The organism is Labrenzia sp. C1B70 (assembly GCF_000475395.1).
In the GTDB taxonomy this organism is placed as follows: domain Bacteria; phylum Pseudomonadota; class Alphaproteobacteria; order Rhizobiales; family Stappiaceae; genus Roseibium; species Roseibium algicola.
Genome location: NZ_AXCE01000004.1, coordinates 372,005 through 385,436, shown reverse-complemented (window position 1 = coordinate 385,436; position 13,432 = coordinate 372,005). Strand labels below are relative to the sequence as shown.

The 13,432-nt window shown below is 61.5% G+C and carries 18 protein-coding genes; 13 read left to right on the top strand and 5 right to left on the bottom strand.

Going from position 1 to position 13,432, the window contains the following annotated elements; genetic code table 11:
• Positions 1 to 94: 94 nt before the first annotated feature.
• Complete coding sequence (locus Q666_RS40070) at positions 95 to 829, bottom strand: Stf0 family sulfotransferase (protein ID WP_161633276.1); 735 nt, start codon at positions 827 to 829, stop codon at positions 95 to 97.
• A 342-nt stretch (positions 830 to 1,171) separates the two neighbouring features.
• On the opposite strand from Q666_RS40070, the gene Q666_RS40065 reads away from it, so the two are divergent.
• Positions 1,172 to 1,705 (top strand): hypothetical protein, encoded by a 534-nt coding sequence (locus Q666_RS40065; protein WP_023002657.1) that lies wholly within the window; start codon positions 1,172 to 1,174, stop codon positions 1,703 to 1,705.
• A gap of 40 nt (positions 1,706 to 1,745) precedes the next feature.
• Here the strand turns inward: Q666_RS40065 and Q666_RS40060 are convergent, their stop codons facing one another.
• Positions 1,746 to 2,054 (bottom strand): DUF1330 domain-containing protein, encoded by a 309-nt coding sequence (locus Q666_RS40060; RefSeq protein WP_023002656.1) that lies wholly within the window; start codon positions 2,052 to 2,054, stop codon positions 1,746 to 1,748.
• Between the two features lie 56 nt (positions 2,055 to 2,110).
• On the opposite strand from Q666_RS40060, the gene Q666_RS0132895 reads away from it, so the two are divergent.
• A complete protein-coding gene (locus Q666_RS0132895) occupies positions 2,111 to 3,166 on the top strand; it encodes an AraC family transcriptional regulator (RefSeq protein ID WP_161633275.1) in 1,056 nt (351 codons plus the stop codon).
• A 60-nt stretch (positions 3,167 to 3,226) separates the two neighbouring features.
• Here Q666_RS0132895 and phnF read toward each other — a convergent pair whose 3' ends face one another.
• On the bottom strand, positions 3,227 to 3,967 hold the full coding sequence (phnF, locus tag Q666_RS40055; protein WP_023002654.1) for a phosphonate metabolism transcriptional regulator PhnF: 741 nt from the start codon (positions 3,965 to 3,967) through the stop codon (positions 3,227 to 3,229).
• Between the two features lie 132 nt (positions 3,968 to 4,099).
• Between phnF and phnG the strand changes: the two genes are divergently transcribed.
• The 10 genes from phnG to phnN all read left to right on the top strand — a co-directional run bounded on the left by phnG (position 4,100) and on the right by phnN (position 11,796).
• Complete coding sequence (gene phnG / locus Q666_RS40050) at positions 4,100 to 4,585, top strand: phosphonate C-P lyase system protein PhnG (RefSeq protein ID WP_023002653.1); 486 nt, start codon at positions 4,100 to 4,102, stop codon at positions 4,583 to 4,585.
• Positions 4,585 to 5,211, top strand: a complete 627-nt coding sequence (gene phnH, locus Q666_RS40045; protein ID WP_023002652.1) for a phosphonate C-P lyase system protein PhnH — start codon at positions 4,585 to 4,587, stop codon at positions 5,209 to 5,211. The genes phnG and phnH overlap by 1 nt, the downstream gene beginning before the upstream one ends.
• Before the next feature lie 3 nt (positions 5,212 to 5,214).
• Positions 5,215 to 6,339 carry a carbon-phosphorus lyase complex subunit PhnI gene (locus Q666_RS40040; RefSeq protein WP_023002651.1) on the top strand — a complete coding sequence of 375 codons (1,125 nt, stop codon included), beginning with the start codon at positions 5,215 to 5,217 and terminating at the stop codon, positions 6,337 to 6,339.
• Positions 6,336 to 6,764 carry a FosX/FosE/FosI family fosfomycin resistance hydrolase gene (fosX, locus tag Q666_RS40035; RefSeq protein ID WP_031270086.1) on the top strand — a complete coding sequence of 143 codons (429 nt, stop codon included), beginning with the start codon at positions 6,336 to 6,338 and terminating at the stop codon, positions 6,762 to 6,764. Before Q666_RS40040 ends, fosX begins: the two co-directional genes overlap by 4 nt.
• Positions 6,761 to 7,690, top strand: coding sequence for an alpha-D-ribose 1-methylphosphonate 5-phosphate C-P-lyase PhnJ (locus Q666_RS40030; RefSeq protein WP_023002649.1), 930 nt, complete (start codon positions 6,761 to 6,763; stop codon positions 7,688 to 7,690). The genes fosX and Q666_RS40030 overlap by 4 nt, the downstream gene beginning before the upstream one ends.
• Positions 7,687 to 8,475, top strand: a complete 789-nt coding sequence (phnK, locus tag Q666_RS40025) for a phosphonate C-P lyase system protein PhnK (protein WP_023002648.1) — start codon at positions 7,687 to 7,689, stop codon at positions 8,473 to 8,475. Before Q666_RS40030 ends, phnK begins: the two co-directional genes overlap by 4 nt.
• Before the next feature lie 8 nt (positions 8,476 to 8,483).
• Positions 8,484 to 9,188 carry a phosphonate C-P lyase system protein PhnL gene (gene phnL / locus Q666_RS40020; RefSeq protein ID WP_035907933.1) on the top strand — a complete coding sequence of 235 codons (705 nt, stop codon included), beginning with the start codon at positions 8,484 to 8,486 and terminating at the stop codon, positions 9,186 to 9,188.
• 145 nt (positions 9,189 to 9,333) lie between these two features.
• Positions 9,334 to 10,083, top strand: coding sequence for a DUF1045 domain-containing protein (locus tag Q666_RS40015; RefSeq protein ID WP_031270085.1), 750 nt, complete (start codon positions 9,334 to 9,336; stop codon positions 10,081 to 10,083).
• Entirely contained in the window at positions 10,080 to 11,225 is a 1,146-nt protein-coding gene (locus Q666_RS40010) for an alpha-D-ribose 1-methylphosphonate 5-triphosphate diphosphatase (protein WP_023002645.1), read from the top strand. Before Q666_RS40015 ends, Q666_RS40010 begins: the two co-directional genes overlap by 4 nt.
• A 13-nt stretch (positions 11,226 to 11,238) precedes the next feature.
• Positions 11,239 to 11,796 carry a phosphonate metabolism protein/1,5-bisphosphokinase (PRPP-forming) PhnN gene (phnN, locus tag Q666_RS40005; RefSeq protein WP_023002644.1) on the top strand — a complete coding sequence of 186 codons (558 nt, stop codon included), beginning with the start codon at positions 11,239 to 11,241 and terminating at the stop codon, positions 11,794 to 11,796.
• Between the two features lie 18 nt (positions 11,797 to 11,814).
• Here phnN and Q666_RS40000 read toward each other — a convergent pair whose 3' ends face one another.
• Positions 11,815 to 12,165, bottom strand: coding sequence for a hypothetical protein (locus Q666_RS40000; RefSeq protein ID WP_023002643.1), 351 nt, complete (start codon positions 12,163 to 12,165; stop codon positions 11,815 to 11,817).
• A gap of 220 nt (positions 12,166 to 12,385) precedes the next feature.
• Positions 12,386 to 12,919 (bottom strand): winged helix-turn-helix transcriptional regulator, encoded by a 534-nt coding sequence (locus Q666_RS39995; protein WP_208993980.1) that lies wholly within the window; start codon positions 12,917 to 12,919, stop codon positions 12,386 to 12,388.
• A 46-nt stretch (positions 12,920 to 12,965) separates the two neighbouring features.
• Between Q666_RS39995 and Q666_RS39990 the strand changes: the two genes are divergently transcribed.
• A complete protein-coding gene (locus Q666_RS39990) occupies positions 12,966 to 13,337 on the top strand; it encodes a VOC family protein (RefSeq protein ID WP_023002641.1) in 372 nt (123 codons plus the stop codon).
• Positions 13,338 to 13,432 lie beyond the last annotated feature (95 nt).

Here is a 13,432-nt window from a genome sequence, read left to right as displayed (position 1 = left end):
AAGTGGCTGTTGACTGAAGCATTGCCAGCCAACCCGCCTACGAGGCGGTGCGAGGGGCAAATCGACCGCCGGAACCACGCCAACGCAAGTTCGCTCAAGGATCCTGCAAAGCTCTGCGGGTGCCGCATTCGGCAAGATATCGATGATAGAAATCCGTGTTCAGGCCGCTCGCCTGGCGTTGCAGTGTAGTCGTTTCGACAGCCTGGCCGGGCATGCCCAGCCAGTCCAGCAGGAGCTGTGTTGCCGCGCGGGGATCCTGGGCGAAGCGCTCATAGGCGGCATGGAACGGCACGATGCCGTTCTGTCTGAAATAGGCCAGCCAGCTTTCGCAGTCCTGCGAAATCCAGTTCACAAGCCTGTCGATGCTTTCAAAATCGTAGCTGGGCTCGGCGATGCGCTCCTGCGCGGAAACCCATTGCTGGGTCTGGATGGCAATGTGAAGCGATACGGCCTGATAGTAGATGTCGCCCCGGAGATTGTAGACGTAGAGGCAGTCGCCGAAGAGCTCCTCCAGCCTCCTCACGCCGAGCTCCCGCAACAGGTCGAACTGATAATTGTGCAGCATCAGCGAGACCGGCAGACCTGAACCGGCGTCAAAATCCCGGATCGCCCGCACATAGCGCTTCAGCTCTTCTGCCGTTGCGGGCAAATCGTGAAACTCCGGCAGGAAGTGCCGGATCTTCTTGTCGAAATGCCCCTGCCCGAACCACTCGTAGCTTTGCCGGGTCACCTTCGACGCACTCAGCGTCGTTGCCAGCGCCGTGCTGCCCGTTCTCTGGGTGGACGCAAATACGATCGTGTCGCACGCAAGGCGGTGTGGGGCTGTCACAAAGGTACCTCGCCCGGGAGAAATGTTTGCAACCGCAAGCTTGGGCCGCCTGGATTTGCGGGTCAACAGGCGTTCCGACACATCGCCTCGAAACGACAGGCAGGCAATACCGGAGGAGCCTTTCCCCACGCCCGCAAGAGACAGCAAGCCGATTACCGCCTCCCGCGTGCTCAGAAGCCGGACATGCAGTTTACTGAACCTGTCCTTAAGCAAATTCGCGTCTAGTCAGCAATGCGCATGCGCCGCGTTGCCGGAAACGGCAAAGGTTCGAGCGTGCGCAGAGCTTACCGCCGCGCGAGGGGCCGGTGTCCGCATATCAATATGCATTTGAGGTATTTTGGAATGAATTTCAGAGCTTTTGTCTCGGTACTGGCCTTGCTGCCGGCAACAGGTGCGGCTGCCGCGCCGTTCAGCAGCGGCGATTGGGAAGCCGCCAGGATCGGCAGCACCTGCCTTGTCTATAACAACGCCCCGGCGCGCGACACCTCCGGCTCGTTGCAGTTCAGCTTCGACGTCAAAGGCTATAATGCGGATTTCACATACGAATATGCGCCCTACACCGAAAACGAAGAAGACCCCTGGGCCGAAACCGACCTGGTTGAAATCACCATCGACGGAGAAGATTCCTGGCTGGGAGGAGAAATGTTTCCCGTCGGCATGCAGGACCCTTACCAGATCTCGATGACGTCCGGCTTCGTGAAGGACATGGCCGCCGCGGTGGCAGATGCGCAGACAACGATCGACATTTCAGTCGAGCGCGAAAGCCTGGGCGAAACATGGCTCTACGGCCGCTTCTCGCCGGCCGGCTTCAGCGAGAGCCTCGCCAAGGCTGCCGAGATGTGCGACTTCGACCCGGCCAATTTGCCGGAATCCTGATCAAGCGTCGGCCACGCACCCGTCACGGGCGCTTGTTTCCTCAAGTGCCCGGACCATGCTCGAACCCGCCCAACAGAACGCCGTCACACCGGGCTGCGGCAATCCTGTCTTTCTTCAGCGGGGCATAAAGATCGGACTCATACCAGGCTCGGGCAGTCTGGCTGTCGGGAAACTCGATCAGCACCGGGATATTGGGCGTCCAGTCACCTTCCAGAACGCTATCCATGTCGCCGAGAACACGGTAGCGCCCGCCAAAGTGTTCCACGGTTTCAAAGACCTTGGCGCGATAGGCACCAAGCCGTTCCGGATCGTGGATTTCCCTGACGTCGAAAAACACGAATGCAGCCATGGCGAAGTGTCCTTCCGTTGATTTCTTACCTGCGGCTGGAAATGCTAAACTCGGACATGTCCCGGCTCCATGCTCCACCGTCCGCAAGTTCTGCCCCCGCATCCGCGCGGGGAACGGCAACCCCTGCCGGGTCTGGACCGGCACAGGATCCACTCGCCGACGTTCTGAACCTCGTGCGCCTGACCGGTGCGCTGATGTTCCTTGTGGATGCCAGCGACCCCTGGTGCGTCGATATTCCCCACACGAATACCTACCGCGCGATCCTCGCAGATCCCGGGCAGCACGTGCTGTCCTATCATGTCGTCCTGGAAGGCTCAGGCCTGGCCTCCATACCGGGCGAGGCGCCCATCCGGTTCAACCGGGGTGACGTTCTCGTCTTCCCGCAGGGCGATGGGTACCGGATGGAAAGCGCAGCTGGAACGCCTCCCGAGTTCAGTGCGGACGAGGTCGTCGACTTTTTCGAAAACCTTGCCGCCGGACGCTTGCCGAGCATCGTTCCGGAAGGCGGTGGCGGAGACCCGCGGGCCTTGTTCCTGTGCGGGTTCCTCGCCTGCGACGCAAGACCCTTCAACCCGCTGCTTGCAAGGCTCGAACGCCGGCTTCTTGTCTCGCCATCCGAAAGGACTGATGACAGCCTGCAAAGGCTGATCGACATAACCCGGACAGAAATACAGTCAGACCAGCCCGGCAGCCGCAGCGTACGCCTGCACCTGTGCGAACTGATCTTCATCGAAACGCTTCGTCGCCATGTGCTGTCGCAGGCCCCGGCGAGCGAAGGTTGGCTCGGCGCCCTCACCGACCCAGTCGCCGGTGCCGCGATCACCGCCATACACGCCGACCCGGCAACGGACTGGACGCTTGAACGCCTTGCCCGGCAGATCAACACCTCCCGTACGGTGCTGACCGAACGGTTTGCCGGAAAAATGGGTCAGGGACCGATGCAATATGTGACGTCGTGGCGCCTGCAGCTCGCGGCGCGCCAATTGCGGGACAGCAGGTCTTCAATTGCGGAAATCGCCTGGAGCGTGGGCTACCGGTCGGAAGCGGCGTTTTCCCGCGCATTCAAGAAGATGGCGGGCATGTCACCCGGCGCCTGGCGGCGGATTGGCTGATCCTGCGGACATGGCTCACCGGGCGAATAAGGCGAACCAACCTCGCATCAAAGCGAGCGTCTAAACCTCGCCGCTGACCACCAGCTGCATGCGGTCGGCCGCCACGCGGGCGCGGGTGTATTGCAGGGGCTTGCCGGTCATGTCCAGGTTGACGCTTTCCATCACCATCACCGGCTGGCCCAGTGCCAGACCAAGCTGCTGGGCATCGCGGTTTTCGACCAGCTCGGCCGTGATGCGCGTTTCCTTGCGGCGGTAATCGGAAATTCCGGCGCGTTGCAAAGCCGCCGTGATTGATCCGGTGTCGGCATAATCAGCGACGAAATTGGGCACGCGGGACTGTTCGAACCAGCTTGTGGCCGCGATCATCGGCACACCATCGGCAACGCGCAGGGTTTCCACGCGAATGAGCAGCGTTCCGAGCGGCACGCCAAGCTGATGCGCCAGAAGGGCGTCGGCTTCCTCGACAGCCGAGCCGATCAACCGTCCGGACGGTGCCCGAAGTTGGCCGGAAACGATTTCCGAAAAGCGCGTGCGTGGCCCGATGGGATAGCTGAGTGGGGCTGAGGCAACAAAGGTGCCACGGCCCTGGTCGGCCCGCAGAATACCATCCGACGTCAGCGCGGCGATCGCCCGGCGGACCGTGTGGCGGTTGACGCCGAACCGGCTTGCAAGCTCGGATTCCGGAGGCAGGCGGCTGCCTTTTTCAAAGGCTCCGCTCACGATTTCCGCCTTCAGCGTTTCCATGATCTGGCGCCACACCGCAATTCCGGCGCTGCGGTCGAGAGTGCTGTTCGTCGTCATGAGCCCGTCATCAAATTTCGGTACCAAAGAGTCAACCGGATTATTTGTCTAGACAAATAGACAAATCAAGTCTAGGACAAGGGCGTTTTCAAACGCTTTCCGAAGAACCGCCCAACCCAAAAGGCGCGCTTCATGACAGACATACCCTCCACATCCTCCCCGGACACCGAAGCCGGCGCGGCAGTCGGCGCCCGCCAGAAGGTCATCGCGACACTGGCCGCAGCCTCCGCCGAGGCCGTCGCGGAAAAATTCAGCGCACTTCCGCCGCAAAGCTACGAGCTGGTGCGCCAGCCCGAAACCGGACTGGTGATGGTGCGCGGCCGCATGGGCGGCACCGGCAGTCCGTTCAACCTGGGCGAGGTCACCGTCACCCGCTGCGTGGTTCGCCTGGAAACCGGTGAAACCGGCAATGCCTACAGCCTTGGCCGCAATAAGCAGAAAGCGCTGCAGTCCGCCGTGATCGACGCCCTGTGGCAACGCCCTGCAATGCAGGAGCGCATCGAGACGGACATCATCGCGCCGCTGGCCGAAGCCCAGGCAGGAACGCAGGAAACCGTTCGCGAGGAAACCGAGGCCACCAAGGTCAACTTCTTCACCATGGTGCGGGGAGACAACTGATGAACGCAGCACAACAGACCGCCGCTGCCCCGCTGGCCGCAGGATTTCAGGACCCGGTTCACGATGCGCAGGGCTGCTTTCGCGCGATCATGAATGCCATGGCCCGGCCGGGTACGCGGCAGGCGATTTCCGCCGGCAATCTGAAGCCGCCCGCACCGCTGACGCAGGTGGCCGCCGCCATTGCCCTGACCCTGTTCGACTACGACACGCCGATCTGGCTCGACAAGCCTCTGATGACGTCGGACGCCGTGAAGACCTTTCTGCGCTTCCACACCGGCTGCCCGATCGTCACCGAACCGGTGGAAGCGGCCTTTGCGCTGGTCAGCGCACCGGTGAGCATGATCCCCCTGGCAAGTTTCAACCAGGGATCGGCCGAATATCCGGACCGGTCGACAACGGTGATCCTGACCGGTCAGGACTTCGGGTCCCATTCAGCCGTCTCCTTTAGCGGTCCGGGCATCAAGGACACCGTTTCCTTTGGCACCGGTCCGGTTCCACCAGTGTTCTGGGACCAGGTGATTGCCAACAACCGCCAGTTTCCACGGGGTATCGATCTGGTTTTTGCCGGACAGGAAGCACTGTCTGCCCTGCCCCGTTCCACCCGCATCCTCAAAGCGGAGGTCTGATCCATGTATGTAGCCGTAAAGGGTGGTGAAAAGGCCATCCGCAACGCCCACAAGCTCATGGCCAAGCGCCGCCGGGGCGACACCTCCATTCCCTCGCTGACGCTGGAGCAGATCGCCCAGCAGCTGTCCCATGCTGTCGCCCGTGTCATGGGCGAAGGCTCGCTCTACGACGAGATGCTGGCCGCACTTGCCATCAAGCAGGCGCGCGGAGACCTGATCGAAGCCGCGTTTCTGATGCGTGCCTACCGCACGACCCTGCCACGGTTCGGCTACAGCCAGCCGATTGACACCGCGAAGATGCTGGTGGAACGGCGCGTTTCAGCCACTTACAAGGACCTGCCGGGCGGCCAGGTGCTGGGCCCGACCTTCGACTACAGCCACCGCCTTCTGGATTTCGCGTTGGCCGCCGAAGAGGACGGTCTCGAAAAGCCTGTCGAAACAGCTACCGCTGAAGAAGGCAGCATGCCGCGCGTCACCGACCTGCTTGGCGACGAAGGCCTGATGGAGCCGGACCCGGTAACCGACGAGGACGCGCCCGTCGGCGACCTGACCCGCGAGCCCCTGTCCTTCCCGGCCGACCGGGACTTGCGCCTGCAGAACCTTGCCCGTGGCGACGAAGGCTTCCTGCTGGCATTGGCCTATTCCACCCAGCGCGGCTATGGCCGCACACACCCTTTCGCCGGCGAAATCCGCTACGGCGAGGTCGAGGTGGAATTCTTCGCCGAGGAACTCGGCTTTGCCGTGACGCTCGGCGCCATCAAGGTAACCGAGTGCCAGATGGTCAACCAGTTCAAGGGTTCGGCAAAGACCGCCCCGACCTTCACCCGGGGGTACGGCCTCGTGTTCGGGCAAGTGGAGAGAAAGGCCATGTCCATGGCCATGGTCGACCGTTCCATGCGGTGGCAGGAACTGGGCGAGGAACAGTCCGCCCCGGCTCAGGATGTCGAATTCGTCCTGTCCCATTCAGACAACATCCAGGCGACCGGTTTCGTCGAACACCTGAAGCTGCCGCATTACGTCGATTTCCAGGCCGAACTCGATCTGGTGCGCCGGATGCGCGGCGAATGGTTCGAGAAACGACGCCAGGAAGAAGAAGAGGGCAACACCGCCCAGGAGGCGGCGGAATGAGCAGCGGACTCAGTCATATGACGTTCATCGTCAGTGATCTCGACAGGATGACGAACCTGCTGACGACGGTGCTCGAAGCTCGGGAAGTCTACTCCAGTGAAGAGGCTACCTTTTCCCTCTCCCAGGAAAAGTTCTTTCTGGTCGGCGACGTCTGGATCGCGATCATGCAGGGCGATGCCCTGAACGAACGCACCTACAATCACGTGGCTTTCAAGATCGAAGAGGAAGACTTCGACACGAAGCTGGCAGCCGTCGAGCGCCTTGGCCTGGAAGTCAAACCACCGCGCGCCCGCGTCGAAGGTGAAGGCAGGTCCATCTACTTCTACGACAACGACAATCACCTGTTCGAGCTGCACACCGGAACGCTGGACATGCGCCTCGACCACTATCGCCGGATACTCAGGGAACGGAGTGCTGCGCAATGAACGACACAGCTCAGATTTTCGAACAGGGCGAATACAACTTCGCCTATCTGGACGAGCAGACCAAGCGCATGATCCGCCGGGCAATCCTGAAGGGCATCGCGATACCGGGTTACCAGGTGCCTTTCGCCTCGCGTGAAATGCCGATGCCTTATGGCTGGGGCACCGGCGGGGTGCAGGTCACGGCGGCAATTCTGGGCAAGGACGATTGCCTGAAGATGATCGACCAGGGCTCCGACGACACCACCAATGCGGTTTCCCTGCGCGGTTTCTTTGAAAAGACCGCCGGCGTGCGCACCACCTACGAGACGTCGGAGGCAAGCGTCATCCAGACCCGCCACCGGATTCCGGAAAAGGCCCTGCGCGAAGACCAGATCATTGTCTTCCAGGTGCCGATTCCCGAGCCCCTGCGTTTCCTGGAGCCACGCGAAACCGAGACTCGGAAGATGCATGCGCTCGAGGATTACGGCCTCATGCATGTGAAGCTTTACGAGGACATCGCCAAGAACGGCCATATCGCCACCACCTACGCCTATCCGGTGAAGGTCAACGACCGCTACGTGATGGATCCGTCGCCGACGCCGAAGTTCGACAACCCGAAGATCGACCAGATGGCGGCGCTTCAGCTTTACGGTGCCGGACGTGAGAAACGCATCTACGCCATTCCGCCCTACACCAAGGTGAAGAGCCTCGACTTCGAGGACTATCCTTTCGAGGTGCAGAAGTTCGACAAACCCTGCGGCCTGTGCGGCGCGGAGAATGTCTATCTCGACGAGGTGATCCTGGATGACAAGGGCGGGCGCATGTTCGTCTGCTCCGACAGCGACTATTGCGAGGAACGGCGCTCGGACGGCCATCTCGGCCCGATGGCGGCCGATCCGGCGGCACACCAGTTCGGCGCCACCCAGGCAGAGGAGACCGCCCGATGAACACCTTTCCCTCCGCGGACCCGCTGCTGCAGGTTCATAACGTCACCCGCTATTATGGCGACCGCATCGGCTGCGCCGATGTCTCCTTCGATCTCTGGCCCGGTGAGGTGCTTGCCATCGTCGGCGAAAGCGGCTCCGGCAAGACCACGTTGCTCAACTGCCTGTCGACACGTCTCGCGCCGACGGCGGGAGCCATCGAATACCGCATGCGCGACGGCACCATGCGCAACCTCTATCAGCTGACCGAGGCCGAGCGCCGCCTGCTGATGCGCACCGACTGGGGATTCGTGCACCAGAATGCTGCGGACGGCCTGCGCATGAACGTTTCCGCAGGTGCCAACGTCGGCGAAAGGCTGATGGCAGTTGGCGAGCGCCACTACGGCAACATCCGCTCCACCGCCGACGACTGGCTGGGACGGGTGGAAATCGACAGCGACCGGATCGATGACGATCCGCGCTCGTTCTCCGGCGGCATGCGCCAGCGCCTGCAGATCGCCCGCAACCTCGTCACGAGACCAAGGCTGGTCTTCATGGACGAGCCGACAGGCGGTCTGGACGTTTCCGTGCAGGCACGTCTTCTCGACCTCTTGCGCCGCCTGGTGGCCGATCTCGGACTTTCCGTGGTCATCGTCACCCACGACCTTGCGGTCGCCCGGCTGCTGTCGCACCGGATCATGGTGATGCGCCACGGCAACGTCATCGAAAGCGGCCTGACGGACCAGGTGCTCGACGATCCGCGCGAGCCCTATACCCAGCTGCTTGTTTCTTCCATTCTCCAGGTATGAGGACCGAAATGCCCGTACGCCTCTATCTCAACAACGTCGGCAAGTCCTTCACCATGCACCTGCAGGGCGGAACCGTCATTCCCGTGGTCGAGAAGGTCGAATTCTCAGTGAATTCCGGCGAATGTGTCGTCCTTGGCGGCCCCTCCGGTGCCGGCAAGAGTTCGATCCTCAAGATGATCTACGGCAACTACCGCTGTGACGAGGGTCAGATCCTGGTGACCGTCGGCGATGAAATCGTCAACATTGCCGGGGCCGAGCCGCGCAAGGTCCTGCGACTGCGTGAAGACACGATCGGCTATGTCAGCCAGTTCCTGCGCACCATCCCGCGTGTTTCGGCCGAAGACGTCGTCGCCGAGCCGCTTATCGCCCAGGGCACCAGCGAGGCAGAGGGCGTCGACAAGGCCCGCTCCCTGCTGTCGCGGCTGAATGTGCCCGAGCGCCTCTGGACCCTGCCGCCCGCCACGTTCTCCGGAGGCGAGCAGCAGCGCGTGAACATCGCCAGGGGGTTCATTGCCCATTATCCGATCCTGCTGCTGGACGAGCCAACCGCCTCTCTCGACGCTGCCAACCGGGCCGTGGTCGTCCGTCTGGTGGAAGAAAAGAAAACCCAGGGCGTTGCCATGGTGGGCATTCTTCACGACCAGGACGTCCGGGAGCAGATCGCCGACCGCATCATCGACGTGACCGGTTTCAGCGCGGAGGCAGCCGCCTGAACCACGAGATGAGGAAAGGCTTGAAGACGGGCGGAAACTGTCACAGAAAAGTCACCGCCCGCCTTTAGGTCACTCCCTCAGAAAGTTGAAGGATGTGGCCCTGCCACATCCGGCCAAACCACATTTCAAAATCGCGATTTTCTTCATGCGCTACGCCCTCTATTTCGCCGCCGATGCCGACGACCGCCTGATGCAGCTCGGAAATTCCTGGCTCGGGCGCGATCCCTTTTCCGGCACGGCCCTTCCGCAACCGGAGTTGCCCGGCATGACATCGGCACGCTTCCAGGAGTTGACGACCGACCCCCGGCGCTATGGATTTCACGGGACTTTGAAAGCCCCGTTTTCCCTCGCAGCCGATCAGACCGAGGCAGACCTGCTGGACGCCTGCGCAGCCTTTGCGGCAGAAATCGCCCCTTACGAGATAGAAGCGCTCGGCGTGAACAGGCTTGGCCGTTTTCTGGCACTGACCCCTGAGGCAGAAGAGCCGGCTCTGCGCGCCTTCGCCGGCCTGTGCGTGCGTCGCTTCGAGCCGTTCCGCGCACCACTGTCCGAGGCGGATCTTGAGCGCCGCCGCAAGAGCGGACTGTCGGAAAGGCATGACACCTATCTCGTCAGGTGGGGCTATCCCTATATCTTCGATGAATTCCGCTTCCACCTGACCCTTTCCAACAAACTGGAAGACGACACCGATATGGAGCGGATGGCAAATGCCGCCCAGGACCACTTTGCGGATGTCATCGGCAAGAAGCGGCTGTGCCGCCACGTTGCGCTCTACACCGAAGCCGAACGCGGCGCGCCTTTCCAGGTCCATACCGTCTTTCAGCTGACCGGCAGCGTCGCTCCCGCCGACGCGCTCAGCCAGGCCGAGCGTCTTTCCCAAGAGGAATCTGCATGAGCAAGCATCCCAAAGTCTTCAAGAATGCCAGTCTGGTTCTCGCAGGCGAAGTGTTCGACGGTTCCCTGACGGTCGATGATGCCGGTCTGATTTCCGGCATCGGGTCACCGACCGAGGTCGACGGGCATGATTGCGAAGGCGACTACCTGCTGCCAGGCCTGGTCGAACTGCACACCGACCACCTGGAAACCCACTATGCGCCACGTCCCAAGGTGCGCTGGAGCCCGGTTTCCGCCGTGCAGGCTCACGACGCCCAGATCGCGTGTTCCGGCATCACCACCGTGTTCGACGCGCTGCGCGTCGGCATGGATGAAGACGCGGACCTTGGTTATTCGGATATGCGCGCGCTTGCAGATGCCATTGAAACCGGCCAGCGGGAAAACCGTCTGCGTGCCGACCATTTCATCCACCTGCGCTGCGAGGTATCTGCACCCGACGTGCTCAGCGCCTTCAAGGTGTTCGAGGACGACGACAGCATCCGCCTGATCTCGCTGATGGACCACACCCCCGGTCAGCGCCAGTTCGTGTCGATGGATGCCTACAAGATCTATTATCAGGGCAAGAAGGGCTTCACCGACGCCCAGATGGACGACTTCATCCGCAAGCGCCAGGCGCGCGCCAGCAGTCTTGCTCCTGAAAACCGCAAGTATCTCTCGGCCATCGCCCAATCACGCGGCATCGCCATCGCCAGCCACGACGACGCCACCACCGCCCATGTGGAAGAGGCGATTTCACTGCAGACGAAAATCGCCGAGTTTCCAACCACGCTGGAAGCCGCCAAGGCTTCGCACGAAGCCGGTATGGCTGTTCTGATGGGGGCGCCGAACGTCGTGCGCGGCGGATCCCATTCCGGCAATATCTCGGCGAAGGCGCTTGCCGAAGCGGGCGTTCTGGATGTGCTCTCCTCGGACTATGTGCCGATTTCGCTGCTGCAGGCTGCGTTCCAGCTCGCTGCGGAGGTCGAGGCGATTGCCCTGCCACAGGCAGTCGCCATGGTCACGGCGACGCCCGCGAAGGCCATTGGCCTGCAAGACCGCGGCACCCTGGAACCCGGCCTCAGGGCCGATCTCATCCAGGTGAAAATGGTTGGTGACATCCCGATCGTGCGCGGTGTCTGGCGCGAGGGCAAACGGGTTGCCTGAGGCTGCGTCAGACATGACAGAAAAACTCGGCCCCGGCCGCATGGTGCTCGTGGTCGGCCCGAGCGGAGCCGGCAAGGACACATTGATGGCCGCGCTCAAGGCCCGTCTGGCGGGCCGGACGGACGTCAGCTTCGCCCGGAGAGCGATCACCCGGCAGGCCGATGTCGAGGCCGAGGATCACGACACGCTTTCGCGCGCCGAATTCGATCAGCTGAGAGCTGCCGGAAAGGTTGCCCTGTGCTGGGAGGCCCACGGGCTCGGCTACGTCATCCCGCAAAGCTACGACCGGGCTATCGAAGCGGGCGCAACCGTGATTGCCAATGGCTCGCGCAAGGTGTTGAAGCACGCAGAGGACAAGTACCGAAACGCCAGCGTTCTGCTGATCACCGCGCCAGTCGAAGTCCTTGCCGAACGCCTCGCCGCACGTGGCCGCGAAAGCAGACAGGAAATAGAGGAACGGCTGCGCCGTGCCGACCTTGAACCGGAAAACGTCGCCAATCTGATCCGCATTGAAAACACCGGCACGGTGGAGGATGCGGTCGACAGGATGGTCGCCGCACTCGGCCTTTGACCTCAACCGTACCCGTCTCTAATCCGCAAACGCGCTCTGAACGGCCTGACTGAAAATCAGGGCCCTGGCATCCAGTGCGTCCTGATGATCACCGTCGAACGCGTGAACCATGGTACGGAACTGTTTTGCTTCTTCGCCCAGTTCGGGCTCCCCGACCGCCCGGCGGAGATGGATCAGGGCGTGTTCGTGCCTGACCACAAGGTCTGCCAGATGGAGGGCGGAACCGATCATGTAGGCCCGATACTGCAGGCGTTTGACATGATCGAGCCTGTGAACATCCGGTTCCTGCAAAAGCTGCCAGAATCCGATGACATTCCTGCAAGCGGTGCGCATCAGGCGACCGCATTTCTCTTCGTCTGACCGGGACATGCTTGCCTCGCAAGATTCGCCTCGACCACTCAAGCGTAGCGCTACACCCGGAAACTGCAATGAACCAGAAGAGTCATGATGCGTCATTACACGCCCAGATTCATTGATTTCGAAATTATTGTTTTTGGACAAAGCCTTGTGCGGTGGACTGCGGCCGGAAAACTTTCATTTTGAGGCCAGAAAATACAACCATAGGGTAGAACTTTGGTTCACATCCGGGTCAACGGGCGCCCGCAGCGATCGCCTGATTGATTTTCAAACCCGCATTCACGGCGTGATAGATCGGGAAAGGTGTGCGCTGTGACAGGTCGATGTCCCGCCTCAGCCACTTCTGCTCTTCCAGAACACCGAGGGACTTCGACAGGGCCCGGTCCGTCACCGGTCCGAGGTCTGACTTGATCGCCGAAAACCGGCTTGGCGCCCCGGTTACTGCCAGGATAGGCACCGTCCAGCTGCGTCGCAGTACCGAAAAGGCATCCTCGTTCGGAACGATCTCCTCGATCCGGCTCGCCATGGCAGCAACAACCTTGCCTTTGTCCGTCAGCCGAAACTCGGGCCGCAGGGGATGGCCATGGCCGGGGTTCCGCTCGAGCAGCCCAAGCTGGAACAGATGTTCAAGGCTTGCTGCAAAAGAACTGCGGCTTGCCCCTGTCGCCGTGATCAGCGGGGCTTGCCGACCGGAAACACCTGCATGCAACTGAGCCAGAATTTTCAGCGACCAGGCTTTGGATGTGAGGTTGACAAGAAGCTGCATATTCATATTTTATAGCTACTATACTTTTGATACATAGGAAAGTCTCATGCCTCTCGTTTCTCTGGATAATACGATCACTCTCGCCCTCTCCGTTCGCGACAGGCATGCAAGTGCCGACTGGTACGCGCAAAAACTCGGATTCGAGTTGCTCTATCATATGGACGACGCTGGCTGGAGCGAGCTGGCAACCCGAACCGAAGGCGTGACCCTGGGACTGGGCGAACAATCCGAACCCACGCCCGGAAACACGGTTCCCGTCTTCGGCGTGGCCGATATCGCAGGTGCCCGCAGTGCGCTGGAAGGGGCCGGTGTCAAATTCGACGGAGCGACGGAGACCATCGAAGGCATGGTCAGCACCGCAACCTTCTACGATCCCGATGGCAACGCGCTCATGCTTGCTCAGGACCTGTCCAAATAGGCAGCTCACAAGGAACAGGAGCCCCCGGAGAACCTCGGCACATCCGGTCGGGCGACCGACCGGATACTGTCTGCAGCGGGTTTTCGCAAACATCC

Excerpts from the sequence above, each read along its gene's own strand:
- Q666_RS0132895 (WP_161633275.1), top strand. The coding sequence starts at position 2,111 with ATGTCCCGGCTCCATGCTCCACCGTCCGCAAGTTCTGCCCCCGCATCC.
- Q666_RS40040 (WP_023002651.1), top strand. The coding sequence starts at position 5,215 with ATGTATGTAGCCGTAAAGGGTGGTGAAAAGGCCATCCGCAACGCCCAC.
- phnN (WP_023002644.1), top strand. The coding sequence starts at position 11,239 with ATGACAGAAAAACTCGGCCCCGGCCGCATGGTGCTCGTGGTCGGCCCG.
- fosX (WP_031270086.1), top strand. The coding sequence starts at position 6,336 with ATGAGCAGCGGACTCAGTCATATGACGTTCATCGTCAGTGATCTCGAC.
- Q666_RS40060 (WP_023002656.1), bottom strand. The coding sequence starts at position 2,054 with ATGGCTGCATTCGTGTTTTTCGACGTCAGGGAAATCCACGATCCGGAA.
- Q666_RS40065 (WP_023002657.1), top strand. The coding sequence starts at position 1,172 with ATGAATTTCAGAGCTTTTGTCTCGGTACTGGCCTTGCTGCCGGCAACA.
- phnK (WP_023002648.1), top strand. The coding sequence starts at position 7,687 with ATGAACACCTTTCCCTCCGCGGACCCGCTGCTGCAGGTTCATAACGTC.
- Q666_RS39990 (WP_023002641.1), top strand. The coding sequence starts at position 12,966 with ATGCCTCTCGTTTCTCTGGATAATACGATCACTCTCGCCCTCTCCGTT.
- Q666_RS39995 (WP_208993980.1), bottom strand. The coding sequence starts at position 12,919 with ATGCAGCTTCTTGTCAACCTCACATCCAAAGCCTGGTCGCTGAAAATT.
- phnH (WP_023002652.1), top strand. The coding sequence starts at position 4,585 with ATGAACGCAGCACAACAGACCGCCGCTGCCCCGCTGGCCGCAGGATTT.
- phnL (WP_035907933.1), top strand. The coding sequence starts at position 8,484 with ATGCCCGTACGCCTCTATCTCAACAACGTCGGCAAGTCCTTCACCATG.
- phnF (WP_023002654.1), bottom strand. The coding sequence starts at position 3,967 with ATGACGACGAACAGCACTCTCGACCGCAGCGCCGGAATTGCGGTGTGG.
- phnG (WP_023002653.1), top strand. The coding sequence starts at position 4,100 with ATGACAGACATACCCTCCACATCCTCCCCGGACACCGAAGCCGGCGCG.
- Q666_RS40030 (WP_023002649.1), top strand. The coding sequence starts at position 6,761 with ATGAACGACACAGCTCAGATTTTCGAACAGGGCGAATACAACTTCGCC.
- Q666_RS40015 (WP_031270085.1), top strand. The coding sequence starts at position 9,334 with ATGCGCTACGCCCTCTATTTCGCCGCCGATGCCGACGACCGCCTGATG.
- Q666_RS40000 (WP_023002643.1), bottom strand. The coding sequence starts at position 12,165 with ATGTCCCGGTCAGACGAAGAGAAATGCGGTCGCCTGATGCGCACCGCT.
- Q666_RS40010 (WP_023002645.1), top strand. The coding sequence starts at position 10,080 with ATGAGCAAGCATCCCAAAGTCTTCAAGAATGCCAGTCTGGTTCTCGCA.